The sequence below is a fragment of the Bradyrhizobium sp. BLXBL-01 genome, assembly GCF_051853025.1.
Classification (GTDB): domain Bacteria; phylum Pseudomonadota; class Alphaproteobacteria; order Rhizobiales; family Xanthobacteraceae; genus Bradyrhizobium.
This window is the reverse complement of the sequence record NZ_CP182471.1, coordinates 4,817,687-4,835,410: the sequence shown is the minus strand read 5'-3', so window position 1 is coordinate 4,835,410 and position 17,724 is coordinate 4,817,687. Positions and strand designations below refer to the sequence as shown.

Below are 17,724 nucleotides of genomic sequence, written 5' to 3'. Positions count from 1 at the left end.
ACGGTTGCACCTGCGGGATGCTGCATTGCACGGAGCGGGGGGAGCGAAGCCGGCCAGGAGGCGTTGTGCGGTTGCGTGAATGCAATGATGGGGACAATCCATGGATTGGCAGGCCCTTACGGCCGAAATCGACGCGATGTTCGGCTGGATACCGTCATGGTTCATCGGGCTCAGCCTGGTTGCCGGTGCGATCCTTCTGGCCTTGGTGGCCTACCGGATCGCCACGTGGGTGCTCACGCGCGCTTTCGGAACGCGCCTTCCGCTGCTGAGCGTGTTCATCGAGCGGACCGCTGGCCCGGCGCAAATGGCGCTCTGCCTTGCCGCGGTCGCAATGGTGCTGCCGCTGGCGCCGCTGGACGACACGATCCGCAACCCCCTGACGCGGCTGTTCGTGGTGGCCTTCATCGCGTTGATCGGCTGGATTTCGATCCGGATCGTCGACATGAGCGCGGCGCGCTACTTGCAGAACTTTCGCGATGTCACCGAGAATTTCGTCGCGCGCAAGCATGTGACGCAGGTGCGCGTGTTCAAGCGCGTCACCGACACCATTATCGTCATCATCACGGTCTCCGCCGCGCTGATGACGTTCGACTCCGTGAAGCAATACGGCGTCAGCCTGTTCGCCTCCGCAGGAGCGGCCGGTATCATCGTCGGTCTTGCCGCGCGCCCGCTGCTGAGCAATCTGATCGCGGGCCTGCAGATCGCGATCACCCAGCCGATCCGCATCGAGGATGCCGTGATCATCGAGAACGAATGGGGCTGGGTCGAGGACATCGCCTCGACCTATGTCGTGATCCGGTTGTGGGACTGGCGCCGCATGGTGGTTCCGCTGTCCTATTTCATCGAAAAGCCGTTCCAGAACTGGACGCGCGACACCGCATCCCTCATCGGCGTCGTCGCGCTGCATGTCGACTATCGCGCCGACGTCCCGCGCATCCGGCGCGGGCTGGAGGAGGCGGTAAAGGCGTCAAAGCTGTGGGACGGGGAGGTGGTGAATCTGCAGGTGATCGATGCCGATTCGCGCACCATCGAGCTTCGGGCGCTGGTCAGCGCCAGGAACGCGCCGCAGTCCTGGGACCTGCGCTGCGAGATCAGGGAAAAGCTCATCGCCTTCATCCGCGACGAGATGCCAGAGGCGCTGCCGCGCGACCGCGCCATCCTGATCCCGTCGGGAGACGAAGACGGCGATTTCGCGCGGCGCTTCGCACTGCCGGAGAAGATGCGGGCGAGCGCCACCAGCTGAATAGCGCCGATCTCTTGCCAGGACGCGCCTTGCCTCATTGCGCGCGGATGTTGGCGGCCTTCAGCACGGGCTCCCATTTGGCCGCCTCCGCACGCATATAGGCATCAAACTCCTTGGACGAGGAGCCGACCGGGGTGGCGCCGATCTTGCCGAGCGTCGACAGCACGCTCGGATATTGCAGCGCCGCCTTGAGATCGGTCTCGAGCTTCGCAACGATCTCCGGCGGCATCTTTGCAGGACCAAGCACGCCCCACCAGACCGAGACGTCGTAGCCGGGTACGCCGGCCTCGGCGATCGTCGGCACGTTTGGCAGCGCCTTGGAGCGTTCGGCCGAGGTCACGGCGAGAGCGCGGACCGGGCCGCCTTCGAGCTGGCCGATTGCTTCCGCGAGCGGATTGATGCTGAGCGGGATCTCGCCGGCGATGACGGCCGTCAGCGCCGGTGCGCCGCCCTTGTAGGGGATCGCGACGATCTTGGTGCCGGACATGTGCTTCAATAGCTCGCCGGCGAGATGCGCCGAGGTGCCGTTGCCGGACATGCCATAGGAGAGCTTGTCCGGCTCCTTCTTGGCCGCGGCAAGGAGATCGCCAAGTGTCTTGTAAGGGCTGTCCTTCGCCACCACGATCGCCAGTGGCGAGGAGGCGACCTCGGTGATGGCGGTGAAATCCTTGAACGTGTCGTAGGGCACGCTCGGATAGATGAACTGGTTGAGCGGATGACCGCTGGCGACCAGGATCAGCGTGTAACCGTCAGGCGCGGCTTGCGTCAGGGCTTGCGAGGCGACGATGCCGCCCGCGCCGGGACGGTTGTCGATCACCGGCTGCTGCCCCCAGGTCTTGGCCAGCGCCTGGCCCAGCGTGCGCGCGAGCACGTCGACGGCGCCGCCGGCGGCGTAGGGGACCAGAATGTGGACCGGCTTGCTCGGATAATTTTCGGCCTGCGCGGCGCTACCGGCCAGCAGCAAGGCGGCACCCAGCATCAAGCCGCCGATCTTCTCGTTCAAACCCAGCATATGTTCCAGCACTCCTCGAGGGCATTCGCGTCCATCGATGGTCTCCACGCGGTCCTGCCATCACCACGTTCTTGTTGACGAGACCTGATCTTTTGTACAATAGTACAAATCACATGGTACGCAAGCCCACCAGCAAGGAAGCGGCCCGCAAGCCGAACATGCGCGAGGCGATCCTCGCCGCCGCCGAGGAGCTGTTCGCTACCAACGGCTTCAATGCCGTGTCGGTGCGCGACATCGCGCAAGCCGCCGGAGCGAATCCGGGCAGCGTGACCTATCATTTCAAGACCAAGGACGGTTTGCTGCTGGAGATCTACCGGCGCCATTGCGGGCCGATGAATCTGCGCCGTTCCGAGCTGCTCGCGGCCGCAAAGCGCGTGCGCGATCTCCAGGACCGGCTGGAGGCGATCGTGCGCGCCTATGTGGTGCCGGCCTTCACCTCCGGCAGCGATCTCGCCGGTGGCGGGGCGCGTTTCACGCGGCTGCGCGCGGTGATGTCGGCGGAAGGCAACGAGGTCGCGCGAAAGATCATCGCACAGACTTTCGACGACACCAGCCACGCCTTCATCGACGCGGTCCACGAGAGCCTGCCGCACATTCCGCGCACGGACATCGTCTGGCGCAGCCATTTCCTGCTCGGCGCTCTCTATTATTCGCTGGTGACGCCGGAGCGCGTGTCGCGCCTTTCGCGCGGCGAGGCCGACGGCAGCGATGCCGCGGCCGCCATCGAGCAATTGGTGCAGGCCACCGTCGCCGCGTTCCAGGCGCCGGCGCTGGATCAGGCCGCGCCGGCGCGGCGGCGGCCGATCGTCGCCAGCAAGGCGTGAAGCGAGCGGGCTCGCTTCGGCGGTTTACGTGATGACGATGATGTATACGCCGACCATTCCACCGCCCGATCCGAACACGCGCACGCCGAAGTTCAGGCTGCCGAAGCTGTCATGTGATGCGCATTGCCATATCTTCGGGCCCGGCGCGAAATATCCTTACGCGCCGGAGCGTTCCTACACGCCGCCGGATGCGCCGCTGGAGGATTTTCGAGCGCTGCACGCCAAGCTCGGCGTGGAGCGCGCCGTCATCGTCAATGCCAGCGTGCACGGCACCGACAACAGGGTGGCGCTCGATGCCATCGCTGAGAGCAATGGCGCCTACCGTGCGGTCGCCAACATCGACGATACCATCACCGAGCGCGACCTGCGCGTGCTGCACGAGGGCGGTTTTCGCGGCTGCCGCTTCAATTTCGTCCGCCATCTCGGCGGCGTCCCCGACAAGCGCGTATTCGACCGCATCGTCGCGATGGTCACGCCGTTCGGCTGGCACATCGATCTGCATTTCGATGCGATCGATCTGCCCGAATATGCCGACATGCTGACGAGGCTGCCGCTGAACTACACCATCGACCATATGGGCCGGGTCAAGGCGGCGGACGGGCTCGACCAGCTGCCGTTCAGGATCCTAATCGAGCTGATGCAGCGCGACGAGAAGTGCTGGGTGAAGATCTGCGGTTCGGAGCGGGTCTCCTCGGCCGGTCCGCCGTTCACCGATGCGGTGCCGTTCGCGCGAAAGATCGTCGAGACCGCGCCGGATCGCGTCATCTGGGGCACGGACTGGCCGCATCCCAACGTCAAGGTGATGCCGAATGACGGCGATCTCGTCGATTTGATCCCGCTGTTTGCGCCGGAGCCGGAGCTCCAGACCAAGATTCTGGTCGACAATCCCGCGCGCCTGTTTGCGTTCGAGACGTGACGACGTCTTCGCGATCGATACGTTGCGCGGACATGCGTAGCGGACGCCGGCGCATGCATACGAACGAAAAGGAGTAGCCCATGAAAACAGGCCTCGTCGTCACAGCCCATCCCGGCGATTTCGTCTGGCGCGCCGGCGGCGCCATCGCGCTGCATGCGAAGAAGGGCTATCGGATGAAGATCGTGTGCCTGTCCTTCGGCGAGCGCGGCGAGAGCCAGTTCGCCTGGAAGGAGAAGGGCGCGACGCTGGAATCGGTGAAGGCCGGCCGCAAGGACGAGGCGGAGCGGGCGGCCAGGCTGCTTGGCGCCGAGATCGAGTTCTTCGACTGCGGCGACTATCCGCTGAAGCTGACGGAAGCGCATTTCGACCGCATGGTCGACATCTACCGCGAGCTCAATCCGAGCTTCGTGCTGACGCATGCGCTGGAAGACCCCTACAATTTCGACCATCCGAACGCGGCGCATTTTGCGCAGGAGACCCGCGTGGTCGCGCAGGCCATGGGCCACAAGCCCGGCGCGCAGTACAAATATTCGGCCCCGCCGGTTTTCCTGTTCGAGCCGCATCAGCCCGAGCAGTGCAATTACAAGCCGGACACCATTCTCAAGATCGACGAGGTCTGGAAAGAGAAGTACGAGGCGTTCCAGATCCTCGCCGCGCAAAAACATCTCTGGGGCTATTACGAGCGTGTCGCGCTCAACCGGGGCATCCAGGGCAGCCGTAACACCGGCGTTCCCATGACCTATGGTGAGGCCTATCAGCGTCTGTTTCCGACCGTGGCGGAGGAGCTCGCGTGAAGCCGGTCGTCGTTCGTAACATCAAGCGTGCCGATCCCGCCGGAATGGCGGAGTACGGCGTCTCCACCGTGCACGAGGCTTACGGCCGCATCGGCCTGATGAAGCCTTACTTGCGTCCGGTCTGGGCGGGCGCGTCGATCGCCGGTCCCGCGGTCACGGTGCTGGCGCAGCCCGGCGACAACTGGATGATCCATGTCGCCGTCGAGCAGTGCCGGAAGGGCGATATCCTCGTCGTCGGCTGCACCACTGACAATACCGACGGCATGTTCGGCGAATTGCTCGCGACCTCGCTTCAGGCGCGCGGCGTGCAGGGGCTGATCATCGATGCCGGCTGCCGCGACGTCAAAGCGCTGCACGAGATGAAATTCCCGGTGTGGTCGCGCGCGGTTTCGGCCAAGGGCACGGTCAAGGCGACGCTCGGCTCGGTCAATGTCCCCGTGGTCTGCGCCGGCGTCAATGTCGATCCCGGCGACATCGTTGTGGCCGATGATGACGGCGTTGTGGTGGTGCCGAAGCGCTATGCGGCCGAAGTCGCGGAGAAGGCGAAGAAGCGCAACGCGGATGAGGGCGGCAAGCGCAAGCGCCTCGCCGCGGGCGAGCTCGGCCTCGACATGTACAACATGCGCGAGGCCCTGGCGAAAGCGGGCCTCGTCTATGTCGACAATCCCGAGGAAGCCTAAAGGTACAAGAAGCGGAGCGGGCGGATGGATCGTCTCAAGCTGAAAGCCGTGCTCGGCAGCCACCCTCACGTCAAGGCGGTGAAGAGCGGCGAGCTCGGCTCCGACCTGTTCGAACTCGACTTCATCGGGTACACGCCGACCAATATGGCATTCAAGCCGATGGTGCGCGAGCAGGCCTTCGACGTCTGCGAGATGGCGATCGTCACCTATCTGATGGCGAAAGCGCACGGCAAGCCGCTGGTGCTGTTGCCAGCAACCATGCTCGGCCGCTTCCAGCATTCATATGCTCTCTATAATCCGGCGCATGGGACGCTCGGGCCGTCCGATCTCGAAGGCAAGCGCGTCGGTATCCGCTCCTTCACGACCACGACCGGCGCCTGGATCAGAGGCATCCTCGCCAACGACTACGGCGTCCATCTCGACAGGATTCGCTGGATCACCTTCGAGGATCCGCACGTCGCCGAATATGTCGACACCACTGAGCGCGCGCCGAAGGACAAGAAGATCCTGCAGATGCTGCTCGACGGCGAGCTCGATGCCGTCCTCGGCGAGACCTCCGATGACCCCAAGCTGAAGCCGCTGTTTCCTGATCCGGCCGCAGAAGCGGCCAGATGGTACGCGCGGCGCGGCGTGGTCCCGGTCAACCATCTCGTGGTCGTGACCGAGAGCCTCACGAAATCGCGCCCCGACGTGATCGCGGGCGTTTATGATCTGCTGAAGCGGAGCAAGGCGCAGGCAGGGCCCGCGGCAACGCCCGACCTCGTTCCGTTCGGGATCGAGGCCAACAGGAAACCGCTCGAGCTGATCGTCGACTATGCATTCCAGCAGGCGCTGATCCCGCGCCGCTATGCAGTCGATGAGCTCTTCGATGAGACCGCACGAGGACTAAACTGATGGCAGGTGATCCCAGGCGCTGGCAGATCGGGCTGATCGGCTATGGCGAGGTCGGCCGGATTCTGGCCGAGGATTTGCGCCAGCAGGAGATCAAGGTCTCGGCCTACGACATCAAGCTCGGAGGCGAGCAGGGTGTGCCGCTGAAGGAGCATGCGGCGAAATTCGGTGTCGTTCTCGCAACCTCTCACGCGGAGCTGACCGCAAAATCCGATTTCATCATCTCGGCGGTCACGGCGAGCCAGGCCGTTCCGGTGGCAAAGGCCTGCGCCGCGGCGATCAACCAGGGCACCTGGTTTCTCGATTTCAACTCGGCCTCTCCCGGCGCCAAGCGGCGCGCGGCGGCGCTGATCGATGGTGCAGCTGGGCGTTATGTCGAGGGCGCGGTGATGACCTCGGTGCCGCCTTATCGCATCAAGGTGCCGCTCTTGCTCGGCGGGCCCGGCGCCAGAGAGCTCGAGCCGCTTCTGAACGTGATCGGCTTCGCGGCCAAGGTGGCCAGCGACAAGCTCGGCGTGTCCTCGGCCGTCAAAATGTGTCGCAGCATCATGATCAAGGGCCTCGAGGTCATGGTCATCGAGAGTTTTACGACCGCGCGCGCCTATGGTGTCGAGGATGCGGTGCTGGCTTCGCTTGCGGAAACGTTTCCCAGCATCGACTGGGAGAAGCAGGGTGCCTACTGCTTCCAGCGGGTGATCGAGCACGGCCGCCGCCGGGCCGAGGAGGTGCGGGAGGTTGCCGAGACCGTGCGCGAGGCGGGGCTGACGCCGTGGTCGGCGCAAGGCACGGCCGAGCGGCAGGCCTGGATGGCCGATCTCGCCGATGAGGGGCTGTTCGGGTTGAGGGGCAGCAGCGAGTTCGCCCGCAGTGCGGATTGGCGTACCGAGGCGGACCGGATCCTCGCCAGGATCAGTCGGACGAAATAGTCAGCTCAGGACCGGATCGCGGGCTTCGAAGCTCCCGACCTGGTCGCGCGCGCGCTCGATCAGGTCGATCAGATTGCGGGATTTACGGACGAGCTGCTCGGTGGCCGGCTGGGTGCGGAACTCCGCCAGCACGGCGCGAACGCACTTGCTGGCGGCATCGAGCGTCCAGAGCGTACGGTTCACGTCGGCCTGGGTCTGGATAGCCGAGATATCGAGACCCGAGAGAACGTGGCCGATGCCGTCGAGCCGCTTCACCGCCGTATCGGTTGGCGTTCGGGCCTGGACGGAATCATCAATGCTGGTGAATGCGTTGAACAGACTCATACTTCCCCACTGAACGCAGATGGTCAGTGCACGTCCTAGTTATGGCGGGCGTGGCCTGCCTCGCAATGCGTTGGGCTACGGTCCGGGATTCTACCGAACTCGGGTGGGCGCCAACCGGCGGTAAAATAGAACTGTGGGAACGCTCCAACGGCATCGTGATCACCGATTCGGAATGTTCCGCGCGCACACGTGTCCCGGACAAGGTGCGGCACGAAGTGACGCGCCGCCGAGCCGGGACCCAGCTCTTCGTGAATTGCGTTTCGAAACATGGGCCCCGGCTCTGCAGCGCATCACTGAAGGAGTGCTGCGCTGCGTCCGGGGCACGCGACCTATGTCTGAAAAAGGAAAAGGCAGGGCCGGGAGATCGAGCGGGGTCGCTCTCAGCTCTTCGGACTGAACAGGGTCGGCCGCGCCCGCGCAAATGTCTGCCGGCCGCCCTTGAAGCCCATCAGGACGTCAGGCAACTCGGCGATGGCGAATCGGCTGTCCTTCGTATCGAGCACGATCAGATCGGCGGGATTGCCGACCTTGATGCCGTAATCACCGAGGTTCATCAGCCGGGCCGGCAGCTCGGTCACGAGGTCCAGGCACGTGTCGAAGTCGCTGACCGAGGCGTGCGCGACATTGGCGTAGAAGTTCGCCATCCGCAGCAGCGAGGCATCGCCGAACGGCGTGAAGGGGTTGAGCACGTTGTTGGTGGCGACCGAGCAGAGCACGCCATCGCCGGCAAGCTTGTGGGCGAGGGTCAGCCCGCGCGGCGCGTTGTGCGTGGCCTCGCGCCCCATCAGATAGAGATCGGTCGCGGGCAGCACCGTGACCGCAACGCCCGATCTTGCCAGTTGCGCAGTGGCCGCCTTCATCCGCTCCGGCGGCAATGCCGACAGTTTTGTCGCATGGCCGATCGCGACGCGTCCGCCGTAGCTGCGCTGCTCGGTCTGGCGGCAGACCTCGTCGAGATGCCACCAGGAGGGATCGAGGTCGAAGTCGAGATGGAGGTCGACGTCGACGTCGAATTCCTGGGCGAGATCGAAGATGCGCGCGAGATGGGCGTTCGGGTCGGTGTCCATGTAGGGACAGCCGCCGATGACCTCGCCGCCGTCGCGCAGCGCCTGGGCCAGCAGCTCCTCGGCTCCGGGATCGTTGGTCAGGCCTTCCTGCGGGAAGACGCAGAGCTCGAGATCAATCGCCCAGGCGTAATCGCGCTTCAGCGCCTTGACCGCCTCAAAGCCGCGGAGGCCGATGCGCGGGTCGATCTCGACATGCGTGCGCATGCGCGTCGTGCCGTTGACGATGGCGCGTTCGAGCACTCTGGCGCCGCGTGCGTAGACGTCCTCGATTGTGAAGTCCTTCTTCATCCCGGCAACGGCGCGGATCGCCTCCGAGACGCTGCCGTGATCGTGGCCGCAGCGGCCGAGCAGGCAGGCCTTGTCGAGATGGATGTGGGTGTCGACGAAGCCGGGCAGGGCGAGGAGGCCGCCGAGATCGACCTCGGCGGCCTCGCAGGCCAGCTTTGGCGCGACCGCGGCGAAACAGCCGTCCTTCACGCCGATATCGACGGGTGCGGCGGAAGAGCGCAACAGCGCGTTGCGGAAGATCAGGTCGAAGGCGGTTTGGGTGGTCATGGCGTTGGATTCAGCCGGGGCAGCCTAGCGCAAGCCGTTGGAGCGGGCAGCTCCAGATTGTGTGCAAGGCTCGGGTCAGATTGTCCAAAAAATGTGCATGCACTTTGAGGCCCTGATTGTAGAATGGCGGCATCCGGAGAACCCCGCGATGTCCACTCCCGCAAAAGCCGAAAGCCCGATGACTGACGCAGAGATTGTCGAAGCCTATCTCACCGCTTCGATGATACCGGATCCCGACGCCGCTGCGGCCTATATGAAGCCGGGCACGGTGATCACGTTCACCGGCGGTCGAACGTTCGACCATCCGCGCGGGCCGACCGGCTTCAATGCGAAACGCTATCGCTGGGTCAAGAAGAAGATGGACCGGTTCGACGTCTGTCCGGGCCCGGACGAGACCGTCGTCTACAGCGTCGGCACGCTCTATGGCGAGTGGATGGACGGCACGCCGTTCGAGGGCAACCGCTATGTCGATCGCTTCGTGGTGAGGGGTGGGCAGATCGTGAAGATGGACGTCTGGAATGACAGCGCCGAGCGCATCCTCGTCCAGCGCGGGATCGAGGCCTAACTTCTTCGAGCCACCTTCGGCAGCTTGATCACCCGATTGCTCGTCACCTCGTCCGCGTAGGGTGCGAGGATGTCGAGCAGATCGCGGCCGCGCTGCGGAGTGGGGGCGACCAGTGCGCGATTGGCCACGGAATCCAGGTGATGATGCATCAATTCCATCACCTTGGCCGCGTCGCCCTTCGCCAGCGCTGCGATGATGGCGCGGTGCTCGTTGATGGCGCATTCGGTGGAATGCGGCCGGCTGTAGAGTGACAGCGTCAGGCAGCAGCGATAGGCGACCTCGCTGACATAGCGCACCAGGATCGGGCTGTTCGTCATGTGGGCGAGCAGAATGTGGAATTCGGTCGCGAGCCGGATCGACACCGCATCCGTCCCGCCGCGGGCGCGATCCTCGGCATCGACATGGGCGTTCAGCTCGGCGATCTGCGCCTTGGTCAGCTTGCCCGCGAGCTGGCGCACGACGAGGCGTTCGAGCTCGATACGGATGTCGAAGGCATCGCGCGCCTCCTGCCAGCTCGGCGTCGCCACCACCGCGATCCGGTTGCGGCGGAGTTCGACCAGGCCTTCGGCGGCGAGTTGGCCCAGCGCGTGGCGGGCAATGGTGCGGCTGACGCCGAAACGTTCGCCGAGCGCATCTTCCGGCAGCTTGGCGCCGGGCTCCAGCGCCTGCTCGATGATGGCGCGCCGGAGCGCGCGGCAGATCACGCTGACCTTGTCCGACGATTCAGAAGTCTTGCTGCTGGCGCGCGCCGCCATCGGCGAATCCCATAGGAGTGAGATCTCTCTTTAGCACAGGCTCGCGTCTATACAGCGCACTAATTGCATGCAGTTTGGCTCCCGAATTGCCTAAACCGAATCCGGCGGTTTGGCGCGGGTCTCGGCTAGGTCGTTGATTTCGCGGGCCGCGGCCGCTGGCATCCGGTTTGCATGCACTTTGCCTGTGACGCGCATGCAACCCAACGCCCAGTTCGACGGCCAGCCCGTTCCCGAAGGCTCTGCGACGACCGCCATCGAGCTGTCCGAGGCCTCGGTGACCTTCGGGCGCGGCGACCGCGCCGTGCCTGCTTTGTCGAAGACCACGCTCAAGATTGCCGACGGCGAGTTTGTCGCACTGGTCGGCCCGTCCGGATGCGGCAAATCGACCATTTTGCGTCTGGTCAGCGGCCTGGTGCAGCCGACCAGCGGCGTCGTCATCGTCGGCGGCCGCGAGGTCGCGGCGCGGGCGATGCGGGTTGGCATGGCCTTTCAGAACCCGACCATGCTGCCCTGGATGACAATCGAGCGGAACATCATGCTGCCGCTGAAGATCGTCGAGCCGTTCCGCTCGAATTTCCGGAAGCTCCGCAAGACCGAGTTTCGCGACAAGGCCAACGCCCTGCTGGAGCAGGTCGGCCTCAAGGGCTTTGGCAATCGATATCCCTGGCAGCTCTCCGGCGGCATGCTCCAGCGCGCCAATCTCTGCCGCGCGCTGATCCACGAGCCGCGCATGCTGCTGCTCGACGAGCCCTTCGGCGCGCTCGACCAGTTCACCCGCGAGGAGCTGTGGGCGATCCTCCAGAATCTCTGGATGACGCACAAGCCGACGGTGCTGCTGGTCACGCACGATTTGCGCGAGGCCGGCTTCCTTGCCAGCCGCATCTGCGTAATGAGCGCGCGTCCCGGCCGCATCCTCGACGACAGCCGCGTGGAGTTCGCGCGGCCGCGCACCGTGGCGATGACGTTCGAGCCGGATTTCGTCGCGCTGAACCAGAAGCTGCGCGCCTTCATCGAGGATGCGCGCAGCGCGGCCCAGCAGGGAATAGGCTGATGTTCGGGATCGATGTCAGGCAGAAGGCGTGGTCGGCGGGGCTGATCGTGCTGTTCTTCGTCGCCTGGGAGCTGTTCTGCCTGATGACCGGCATGTCCGACCTGGTGCTGCCGCGGCCCTCGCAGGTGTTCGTGACGCTGGTCCAGCGCTTCCCGGTGCTGTGGCCGCACATCGTGCAAACGCTTGCCACCACCATGTTCGGCTTCGTCCTTGGCGTCGCGCTTGGCGTCGCTCTCGGCGCGATCATCGGCGTGTCGAAGACGGCCTACGACACCTGCTATCCGCTGCTGATCGGCTTCTCCTCGATCCCGAAGGTCGCGGTGGTGCCGATCTTCGTGCTGTGGTTCGGCTCCGGCACGGTGCCGGCGGTGCTGACGGCACTGTCGATCTGCTTCTTCCCGATCGTCGTCAATATCGCGACGGGCCTTGCCACCACCGAGCCCGAGCTCGAGGACGTGTTGAAGGCGCTCGGCGCCAGCAAGCTCGACATCCTCTGGAACGTCGGCTTGCCGCGCACCATGCCGTTCTTCTTTGCTTCGCTGAAGGTCGCGATCTCCTATGCCTTCGTCGGCGCGGTGCTGTCGGAGACCGTCGCCTCCAACCGCGGCATCGGCAACGTCATGATGACCGCGTCCTCCAATTTCAACGTGCCGCTGGTGTTTGCCGGCCTGTTCGTGCTCGCCGGCCTCGGCGTCGCGCTCTACGTCGTGTTCTCGCTGATCGAAGGGCAGGTCACCGGCTGGGCCACCCGCAAGAACGACGTGATCGCCACCTGATTTCCTAAACCGTCACGCAACGAAGCTGAGGAGGTCTCGATGTTGAGGAAAGTCACCGCCGCGCTGCTGGGATTGGCGCTGTCCGCAGGGGCCGCCACGGCGCAGGACACCACGATCAAGTTCACGCTGGGCTGGAAAACCCAGGGTAGCGATGCCGCCTTCTTCTATGCCAAGGACAACGGCTTCTTCAAAGAGGAAGGCCTCAACGTCGTCATCGATCAGGGCGAGGGCTCCGGCGCCACCGTCACGCGCGTGATGTCCGGTGCCTACGACGCCGGCTTCGGCGACGTCAACGCCATCATCCAGAACGCCTCGACCAAGCCGCAGGAGGCGCCGGTCATGGTCTACATGATGTGGAATCAGCCGCCGTTCGCGATCGTCGCCAAGAAGACCAGCGGCATCAACACCATCAAGGATTTCGAAGGCCACACGCTCGGCGGTGCGCAGGGCACGCCGACGACGCGCCTGTTGCCGGTGTTCACCCGCAAGAACGGGCTCGACGGCGAGAAGATCAAGATCTCCAACATGGCGCCGAACCTGCAGGAGCCGATGCTGATCAAGGGCGACATCGATGCGGCCCTGGTCTTCAACATCACCAGCTATTTCAACCTGGTGCTCAACCGCCAGGATCCGGACAAGGACTTCAAATGGTTCTCGTTCGGCGAGTATGGTCTCGATCTCTATTCGAACGGCGTGATGGTCTCCCGCAAGCTGATCGCCTCGAATCCGAAGGCCGTCGCGGGCCTGGTGCGCGCCATCAACAAGGGTGCGATTGCGGTTGCCAAGGACCAGAATGCCGGCATGAAGGCGGCGCTGAACTACGACAACCTCATCAACGCCGAGGTGGAGAAGCGCCGGCTGCAATATTCCTTCGAGAAGCTGATCGTCTCGGCGGAGATGAAGGAGATCGGCATCGGCGACATCAAGGACGACCGCATGACCCGCGCCATCGGCATCGTGGTCGAGGGCTATCAGCTCGCCCGCGCCCCGACGCCGGCGGAGGTGTTCTCGCGCGAATTCCTGCCGCCGCGCGCGGAGCGGGAGCTGGTGTATACTGCCAACTGAACTTGGAGGGACAGCGATGGCCACGGAGATCTCGGCAACCAGCCTGTTCCGTGGCCCTGACCGTGGCGTCAGCGACAACGTCGTGCTGCGGCACGACGGCGGCGTTATCACCGATATCTCGGAAGGTGCGGGGACGGGGCCGCGCTCCTTCGTCATCCCCGCCTTCGTCAACGCCCATGATCATGCCCGCGCCACCGCCTCGTCCTTCGGCGCGGTCGGCATGCCCCTGGAAAGCTGGATTCTGCGCACCGCGCTGGGCGCGCCCGTTGATCCCTATCTGACCGCCGTCTCTGCGCTGGCCCGCTCCGCCAAGGCAGGCTGCGCGGCGATGATGGTCCACTACACGCGCCCGAGCGGGACGATGCCGCTGGTGGACGAAGCCAAGGCCGTTGCGAAAGCCGCGTCCGACGTCGGCATCCGCATCGCGTTTGCATTGGCGGTGCGCGACCAGAACCCCATCGTCTACGGTGATGCCGAGCCGGTGCTCTCAGGGCTTCCCGGGAACGATCGCAAGACCATCGAGGATCTCTTCGTTCGCGCGCCGCTCTCGCCGAGGGCCTATATCGAGCTGACCGATGCGATTGCCGCAGCCATCGCCGGGCCGATGGTCGACGTGCAGCTTGGACCCGCCGGCGTACAATGGTGCTCGAAGCCGCTGCTGGAGGCGGTGGCGGAGAACTCCGCGCGGACCGGCCGCCGCATTCACATGCATCTGCTGGAAACAATGTACCAGCGCGCCTGGGCCGACCGGCACTTTCCCGACATGGTACGCTGGCTGCGCGATGTCGGCTTTCTCTCGGAGCGGCTGACGCTGGCGCATTGCATCCACGCCCGTCCCGAAGAGCTCGAGATGATCGCGGCCTCCGGCGCGCGCATCGTCACCAATTTCAGCTCGAACATGCATCTGCGCTCGGGCCTTGCTCCGATTGCCGCCGCGCACAGATGCGGCTGCGCCATCACCGTCGGCGTCGACGGCCTGGCGCTGGACGAGGATGACGACATTTTGCGCGAGATGCGGCTGGTGCAGATGGTCCATGGCGGCGTCGGCTTCAAGGCGACGTGGACGCCGACCGAGATGTTTTCGCTCGCCGTCCGCAACGGCCGCCGCGCAACCGGCGCGCCTGGAAGTGGGGAGCTCGCCGCCGGCAATCCGGCCGACTACGTCGTGATTGATCTCGATCGGCTCGATCGAGACCAGGTCATGCCGGTCGATCCCATGGCGCTGCTGTTTGCGCGTGGCAACGCGTCGCTGGTGAGGGAGGTCGTCGTCGCCGGCAAGACGATCGTGCGGGACGGGATCTGCGCCGGCATCGACCTGCCAGCCGTCGAGCAGGAATTGCGGGCGATGTACCGTGCCAATGTCGGCAAGCTCGACAGCTTCCGGCGGATGTGGCCGTCCCTGTCGGATCGGCTGAGCGGCTGGTTCGAGCAGCAGCTGACCTGCGAGTGACGCGCCGATGGGCCGCGACGGAATGTATATCAAACAGCGATAGCTGGTAGACGCAGCCGCGTCTGGCGCTCGACTGATCTGTAGGCTATCAGCTCCTCGATAGCTCGACGCCAATTCCCTTCGAGGAGCCCCTGATGCGCCTACCGACCGTTCTCCTGGCCCTGACATGTCTTGCGGGCGCAGCTTCAGCCGAAGACCTCACGGGCACGCTTCAGAAGGTGAAGGAGACCAAGAAGATCACGCTGGGCTATCAGGAGGCCTCGGTCCCGTTCAGCTATCTCGACGGCAACCAGAAGCCGGTCGGCTTTGCCATGGACATCTGCCTTGGGATCGTTGATGCCGTGAAGAAGCAACTCGGCATGCCCGACATTTCGGTCGAGACTGTCGCGGTGACGTCGTCGAACCGCATCCCGCTGATGGTCAACGGCACGCTTGACCTGCATTGCTCGGCGACCACCAACAACGCCGACCGCCAGAAGCAGGTCGCCTTCACCAACACGCATTTCCTCAGCGCGACGCGGTTCGCGGCCAGGAAGGCGGCGAACGTCAAGACCATCGACGATCTCAAGGGCAAGGCGGTCACGGCGGTGGCGGGATCTGTGAACCTGACGCAGCTCGCCAAGGTCAACACCGAGCGCAATCTCGGCATCAACATCATGCCCGCCAAGGACCAGGCCGAGGCCTTCCTGCTGCTGGAGACCGACCGCGCCCAGGCCTATGCGCTCGACGACGTCCAGCTCGCGGTCGCGATCGCGCGGTCGAAGGAGCCGCAGGCTTACATGATCAGCGAGGAAGCGTTCTCCAAGCCCGAGCCTTACGGCATCATGCTGCGGCGGGAGGATGCGCCGTTCAAGGCACTTGCCGATCGCGCCACCGCGGAGCTTTATGCCAGCCCCGAGATCGAGGTTCTCTACAAGAAGTGGCTGCAATCGCCGACGCCGCCGAACGGCCTCAACTACAACGTCCCGATGTCATCAGCCTTGCGCAACGCCTTCAAGAAGCCGAGCTCGAGCGCCGACCCTGATGTCTACGTTGTGAACTGAGGCGGGCTGGGCGCTGACGGGCGTTAGGCGACGCGGTACTCCCTGAAGCGCTCGCGCAGCGCCGATTTCAGCACCTTGCCAGTGCCGGTCATCGGGAATTCGTCTAGGAATTCGACGGCGTCCGGCAGCCACCAGCTCGCGAGCTTCGGACGCATGTGCTCGAGCAGCGTCTTGCCGTCGACCGTCGCTCCCTTCTTGCGGACGACGAGGAGCAGGGGGCGCTCCTGCCATTTCTCGTGGCTGATCGCGACGACGGCCGCTTGCAGCACGTCGGGATGGGACAGGGCGATGTCCTCGAGCTGGATCGAGGAGATCCACTCGCCGCCGGACTTGATCACGTCTTTGGAGCGGTCGGTCAGCGTGACGTGGCCTTGCGGGTCGATCACGGCCATGTCGCCGGTGATCAGCCAGCCGTCGCGGTCGAGGCCTTCGTCCAGCTTCATGTAGCCGGATGCGACCCAGGGCCCGCGGGCGCGCAGATGCCCGACGGTCTTGCCATCGCGCGGTAGCTCGACGCCGGAATCATCGACGATGCGCAAATGCGTGCCGAAGCAGGCGCGGCCGGAGACCTGACGGCGGTCGAATTTCTCCGTCTCGCTGAGATGCTCCGAGCCTGGCCGCAGCCCCGGCATCGAGCAGCCCAGCGCCTCGGTCATGCCCCAGGCCTGGATGTAATCGACATTGTACTCGCGCTTGAGCTTCTCGACCATCGCGCGCGGCGGGGCCGAGCCCGACGACAACGTCGCCCGTAAGGTTGAGAATCTGTTGCCTGTCCGCGCGAGCCAGTCGAGCAGGATCAGCCAGAAGCTCGGCACGCCCGCCGACAGCGTCACCTTCTCGCCTTCCAGCAATTCGTAGAGCTTGTCCGGCTCATAGTTGCGGCCGGGCAGCACGAGCTTGGAGCCGGTGTAGGGCGCGCTGAACGGCATGTTCCAGCCATTGCCGTGAAACAGCGGCGCCATCGGCATCATCACCTCGCGCACGCCTTCGACATGTCCCGACAGGAAGTCGAAATTGCAGCAGGTCATGGTCTGCAGGATCGCGGCGCGGTGCGAATAGATCACGCCCTTTGGATTGCCCGTCGTGCCCGAAGTGTAGCAGATCGTCGAGGCGGATTTCTCGTCGAACTCCGGCCAGGCGAAGCCGGCATCGGTCTCCTTCTCAAGAAGCTCTTCGTAGCAATGCACATTCGTAAGCTTCGTCTCGGGCATTCGCTCGCGCGAGGACATCACGACATAGGCCTCGACCGTCTTCAGCTGCGGCGCGATCGCCTCCACGAACGGCAGCGTGGCGCGGTCGATGAAGAGCAGGCGGTCCTCGGCGTGGTTGATGATGTAGACGAGCTGCTCGGGAAACAGCCTGGGATTAACGGTGTGCAGCACGTAGCCCATGCCTGGCGCCGCATAGAACATCTCGAAATGCCGGTGCGTGTTCCAGGCCAGCGTTCCGACGCGGTCGCCTTGCCTCATGCCGAGCCGCTTCAGCGCCAGCGCCATGCGCCTGATGCGCGGATGGGCCTCGGCATAGGTGTAGCGATGAATGTCGCCCTCGATTTCGCGTGCGACGATCTCGGCTTCGCCATGATAGTCGGCCGCATATTGGATCAGGCCGCTGATCAGCAGCGGCATGTCCATCATCAATCCCTGCATGTTTCCCTCCGGATTGCCACGTCGTTGCATGGCGTAGGCTTGTGATTTGCGCTTGAGGTTAGCGGAACGTCACGCGGCGTTCACGTAAAAAACAATCAGCGTGATTGCATGCCGCGCTTTTTCGGCGCTAACGTGCGG

18 protein-coding genes are annotated in these 17,724 nt (G+C 64.6%); 13 read left to right on the top strand and 5 right to left on the bottom strand.

Features of this window, described 5'->3' with window-relative positions; translation table 11 throughout:
• Window positions 1-100 precede the first annotated feature (100 nt).
• Complete coding sequence (locus tag ACNJYA_RS22660; protein WP_439400763.1) at window positions 101-1,243, top strand: mechanosensitive ion channel family protein; 1,143 nt, start codon at window positions 101-103, stop codon at window positions 1,241-1,243.
• Window positions 1,244-1,277: 34 nt separating this feature from the next.
• On the opposite strand, the gene ACNJYA_RS22655 is transcribed toward ACNJYA_RS22660, so the two are convergent.
• The gene (locus ACNJYA_RS22655) at window positions 1,278-2,255 is read right to left on the bottom strand and encodes a tripartite tricarboxylate transporter substrate binding protein (RefSeq protein ID WP_439400762.1); all 978 of its coding nucleotides are present in this window, start codon (window positions 2,253-2,255) and stop codon (window positions 1,278-1,280) included.
• Window positions 2,256-2,368: 113 nt separating this feature from the next.
• On the opposite strand from ACNJYA_RS22655, the gene ACNJYA_RS22650 reads away from it, so the two are divergent.
• The 6 genes from ACNJYA_RS22650 to ACNJYA_RS22625 all read left to right on the top strand — a co-directional run bounded on the left by ACNJYA_RS22650 (window position 2,369) and on the right by ACNJYA_RS22625 (window position 7,286).
• On the top strand, window positions 2,369-3,079 hold the full coding sequence (locus ACNJYA_RS22650; RefSeq protein WP_439400761.1) for a TetR/AcrR family transcriptional regulator: 711 nt from the start codon (window positions 2,369-2,371) through the stop codon (window positions 3,077-3,079).
• Between the two features lie 31 nt (window positions 3,080-3,110).
• Window positions 3,111-3,995, top strand: a complete 885-nt coding sequence (locus ACNJYA_RS22645; RefSeq protein ID WP_439400760.1) for an amidohydrolase family protein — start codon at window positions 3,111-3,113, stop codon at window positions 3,993-3,995.
• Window positions 3,996-4,075: 80 nt separating this feature from the next.
• Complete coding sequence (locus tag ACNJYA_RS22640) at window positions 4,076-4,789, top strand: PIG-L deacetylase family protein (protein WP_025035640.1); 714 nt, start codon at window positions 4,076-4,078, stop codon at window positions 4,787-4,789.
• On the top strand, window positions 4,786-5,469 hold the full coding sequence (locus tag ACNJYA_RS22635) for a 4-carboxy-4-hydroxy-2-oxoadipate aldolase/oxaloacetate decarboxylase (protein WP_212257394.1): 684 nt from the start codon (window positions 4,786-4,788) through the stop codon (window positions 5,467-5,469). The genes ACNJYA_RS22640 and ACNJYA_RS22635 overlap by 4 nt, the downstream gene beginning before the upstream one ends.
• Before the next feature lie 24 nt (window positions 5,470-5,493).
• On the top strand, window positions 5,494-6,363 hold the full coding sequence (locus ACNJYA_RS22630; protein WP_439400759.1) for a hypothetical protein: 870 nt from the start codon (window positions 5,494-5,496) through the stop codon (window positions 6,361-6,363).
• Window positions 6,363-7,286: a DUF1932 domain-containing protein gene (locus ACNJYA_RS22625; protein ID WP_439363349.1), complete on the top strand. Its 924-nt coding sequence runs from the start codon at window positions 6,363-6,365 to the stop codon at window positions 7,284-7,286. Before ACNJYA_RS22630 ends, ACNJYA_RS22625 begins: the two co-directional genes overlap by 1 nt.
• On the opposite strand, the gene ACNJYA_RS22620 is transcribed toward ACNJYA_RS22625, so the two are convergent.
• Both ACNJYA_RS22620 and ACNJYA_RS22615 read right to left on the bottom strand, forming a co-directional pair.
• On the bottom strand, window positions 7,287-7,610 hold the full coding sequence (locus ACNJYA_RS22620) for a hypothetical protein (protein ID WP_439400758.1): 324 nt from the start codon (window positions 7,608-7,610) through the stop codon (window positions 7,287-7,289).
• Between the two features lie 380 nt (window positions 7,611-7,990).
• On the bottom strand, window positions 7,991-9,232 hold the full coding sequence (locus tag ACNJYA_RS22615) for an amidohydrolase family protein (RefSeq protein ID WP_439363347.1): 1,242 nt from the start codon (window positions 9,230-9,232) through the stop codon (window positions 7,991-7,993).
• Between the two features lie 148 nt (window positions 9,233-9,380).
• Between ACNJYA_RS22615 and ACNJYA_RS22610 the strand changes: the two genes are divergently transcribed.
• Entirely contained in the window at window positions 9,381-9,797 is a 417-nt protein-coding gene (locus ACNJYA_RS22610) for a nuclear transport factor 2 family protein (protein WP_439363346.1), read from the top strand.
• Here ACNJYA_RS22610 and ACNJYA_RS22605 read toward each other — a convergent pair.
• Window positions 9,794-10,552 carry a GntR family transcriptional regulator gene (locus ACNJYA_RS22605; protein WP_172786273.1) on the bottom strand — a complete coding sequence of 253 codons (759 nt, stop codon included), beginning with the start codon at window positions 10,550-10,552 and terminating at the stop codon, window positions 9,794-9,796. The two genes, ACNJYA_RS22610 and ACNJYA_RS22605, sit on opposite strands and share 4 nt — an antisense overlap.
• 193 nt (window positions 10,553-10,745) lie before the next feature.
• Between ACNJYA_RS22605 and ACNJYA_RS22600 the strand changes: the two genes are divergently transcribed.
• The 5 genes from ACNJYA_RS22600 to ACNJYA_RS22580 all read left to right on the top strand — a co-directional run bounded on the left by ACNJYA_RS22600 (window position 10,746) and on the right by ACNJYA_RS22580 (window position 15,937).
• Window positions 10,746-11,603, top strand: a complete 858-nt coding sequence (locus tag ACNJYA_RS22600) for an ABC transporter ATP-binding protein (protein ID WP_439363345.1) — start codon at window positions 10,746-10,748, stop codon at window positions 11,601-11,603.
• Window positions 11,603-12,379 carry an ABC transporter permease gene (locus ACNJYA_RS22595; protein ID WP_225171320.1) on the top strand — a complete coding sequence of 259 codons (777 nt, stop codon included), beginning with the start codon at window positions 11,603-11,605 and terminating at the stop codon, window positions 12,377-12,379. The genes ACNJYA_RS22600 and ACNJYA_RS22595 overlap by 1 nt, the downstream gene beginning before the upstream one ends.
• A 39-nt stretch (window positions 12,380-12,418) precedes the next feature.
• Window positions 12,419-13,444, top strand: a complete 1,026-nt coding sequence (locus ACNJYA_RS22590) for an ABC transporter substrate-binding protein (RefSeq protein WP_212257400.1) — start codon at window positions 12,419-12,421, stop codon at window positions 13,442-13,444.
• Window positions 13,445-13,460: 16 nt separating this feature from the next.
• Entirely contained in the window at window positions 13,461-14,894 is a 1,434-nt protein-coding gene (locus ACNJYA_RS22585; protein WP_439363344.1) for an amidohydrolase family protein, read from the top strand.
• Window positions 14,895-15,028: 134 nt separating this feature from the next.
• Window positions 15,029-15,937 (top strand): amino acid ABC transporter substrate-binding protein, encoded by a 909-nt coding sequence (locus tag ACNJYA_RS22580; protein ID WP_439363343.1) that lies wholly within the window; start codon window positions 15,029-15,031, stop codon window positions 15,935-15,937.
• 23 nt (window positions 15,938-15,960) lie between these two features.
• Here the strand turns inward: ACNJYA_RS22580 and ACNJYA_RS22575 are convergent, their stop codons facing one another.
• Entirely contained in the window at window positions 15,961-17,586 is a 1,626-nt protein-coding gene (locus ACNJYA_RS22575) for a long-chain fatty acid--CoA ligase (RefSeq protein ID WP_439363342.1), read from the bottom strand.
• Between the last annotated feature and the right edge of the window lie 138 nt (window positions 17,587-17,724).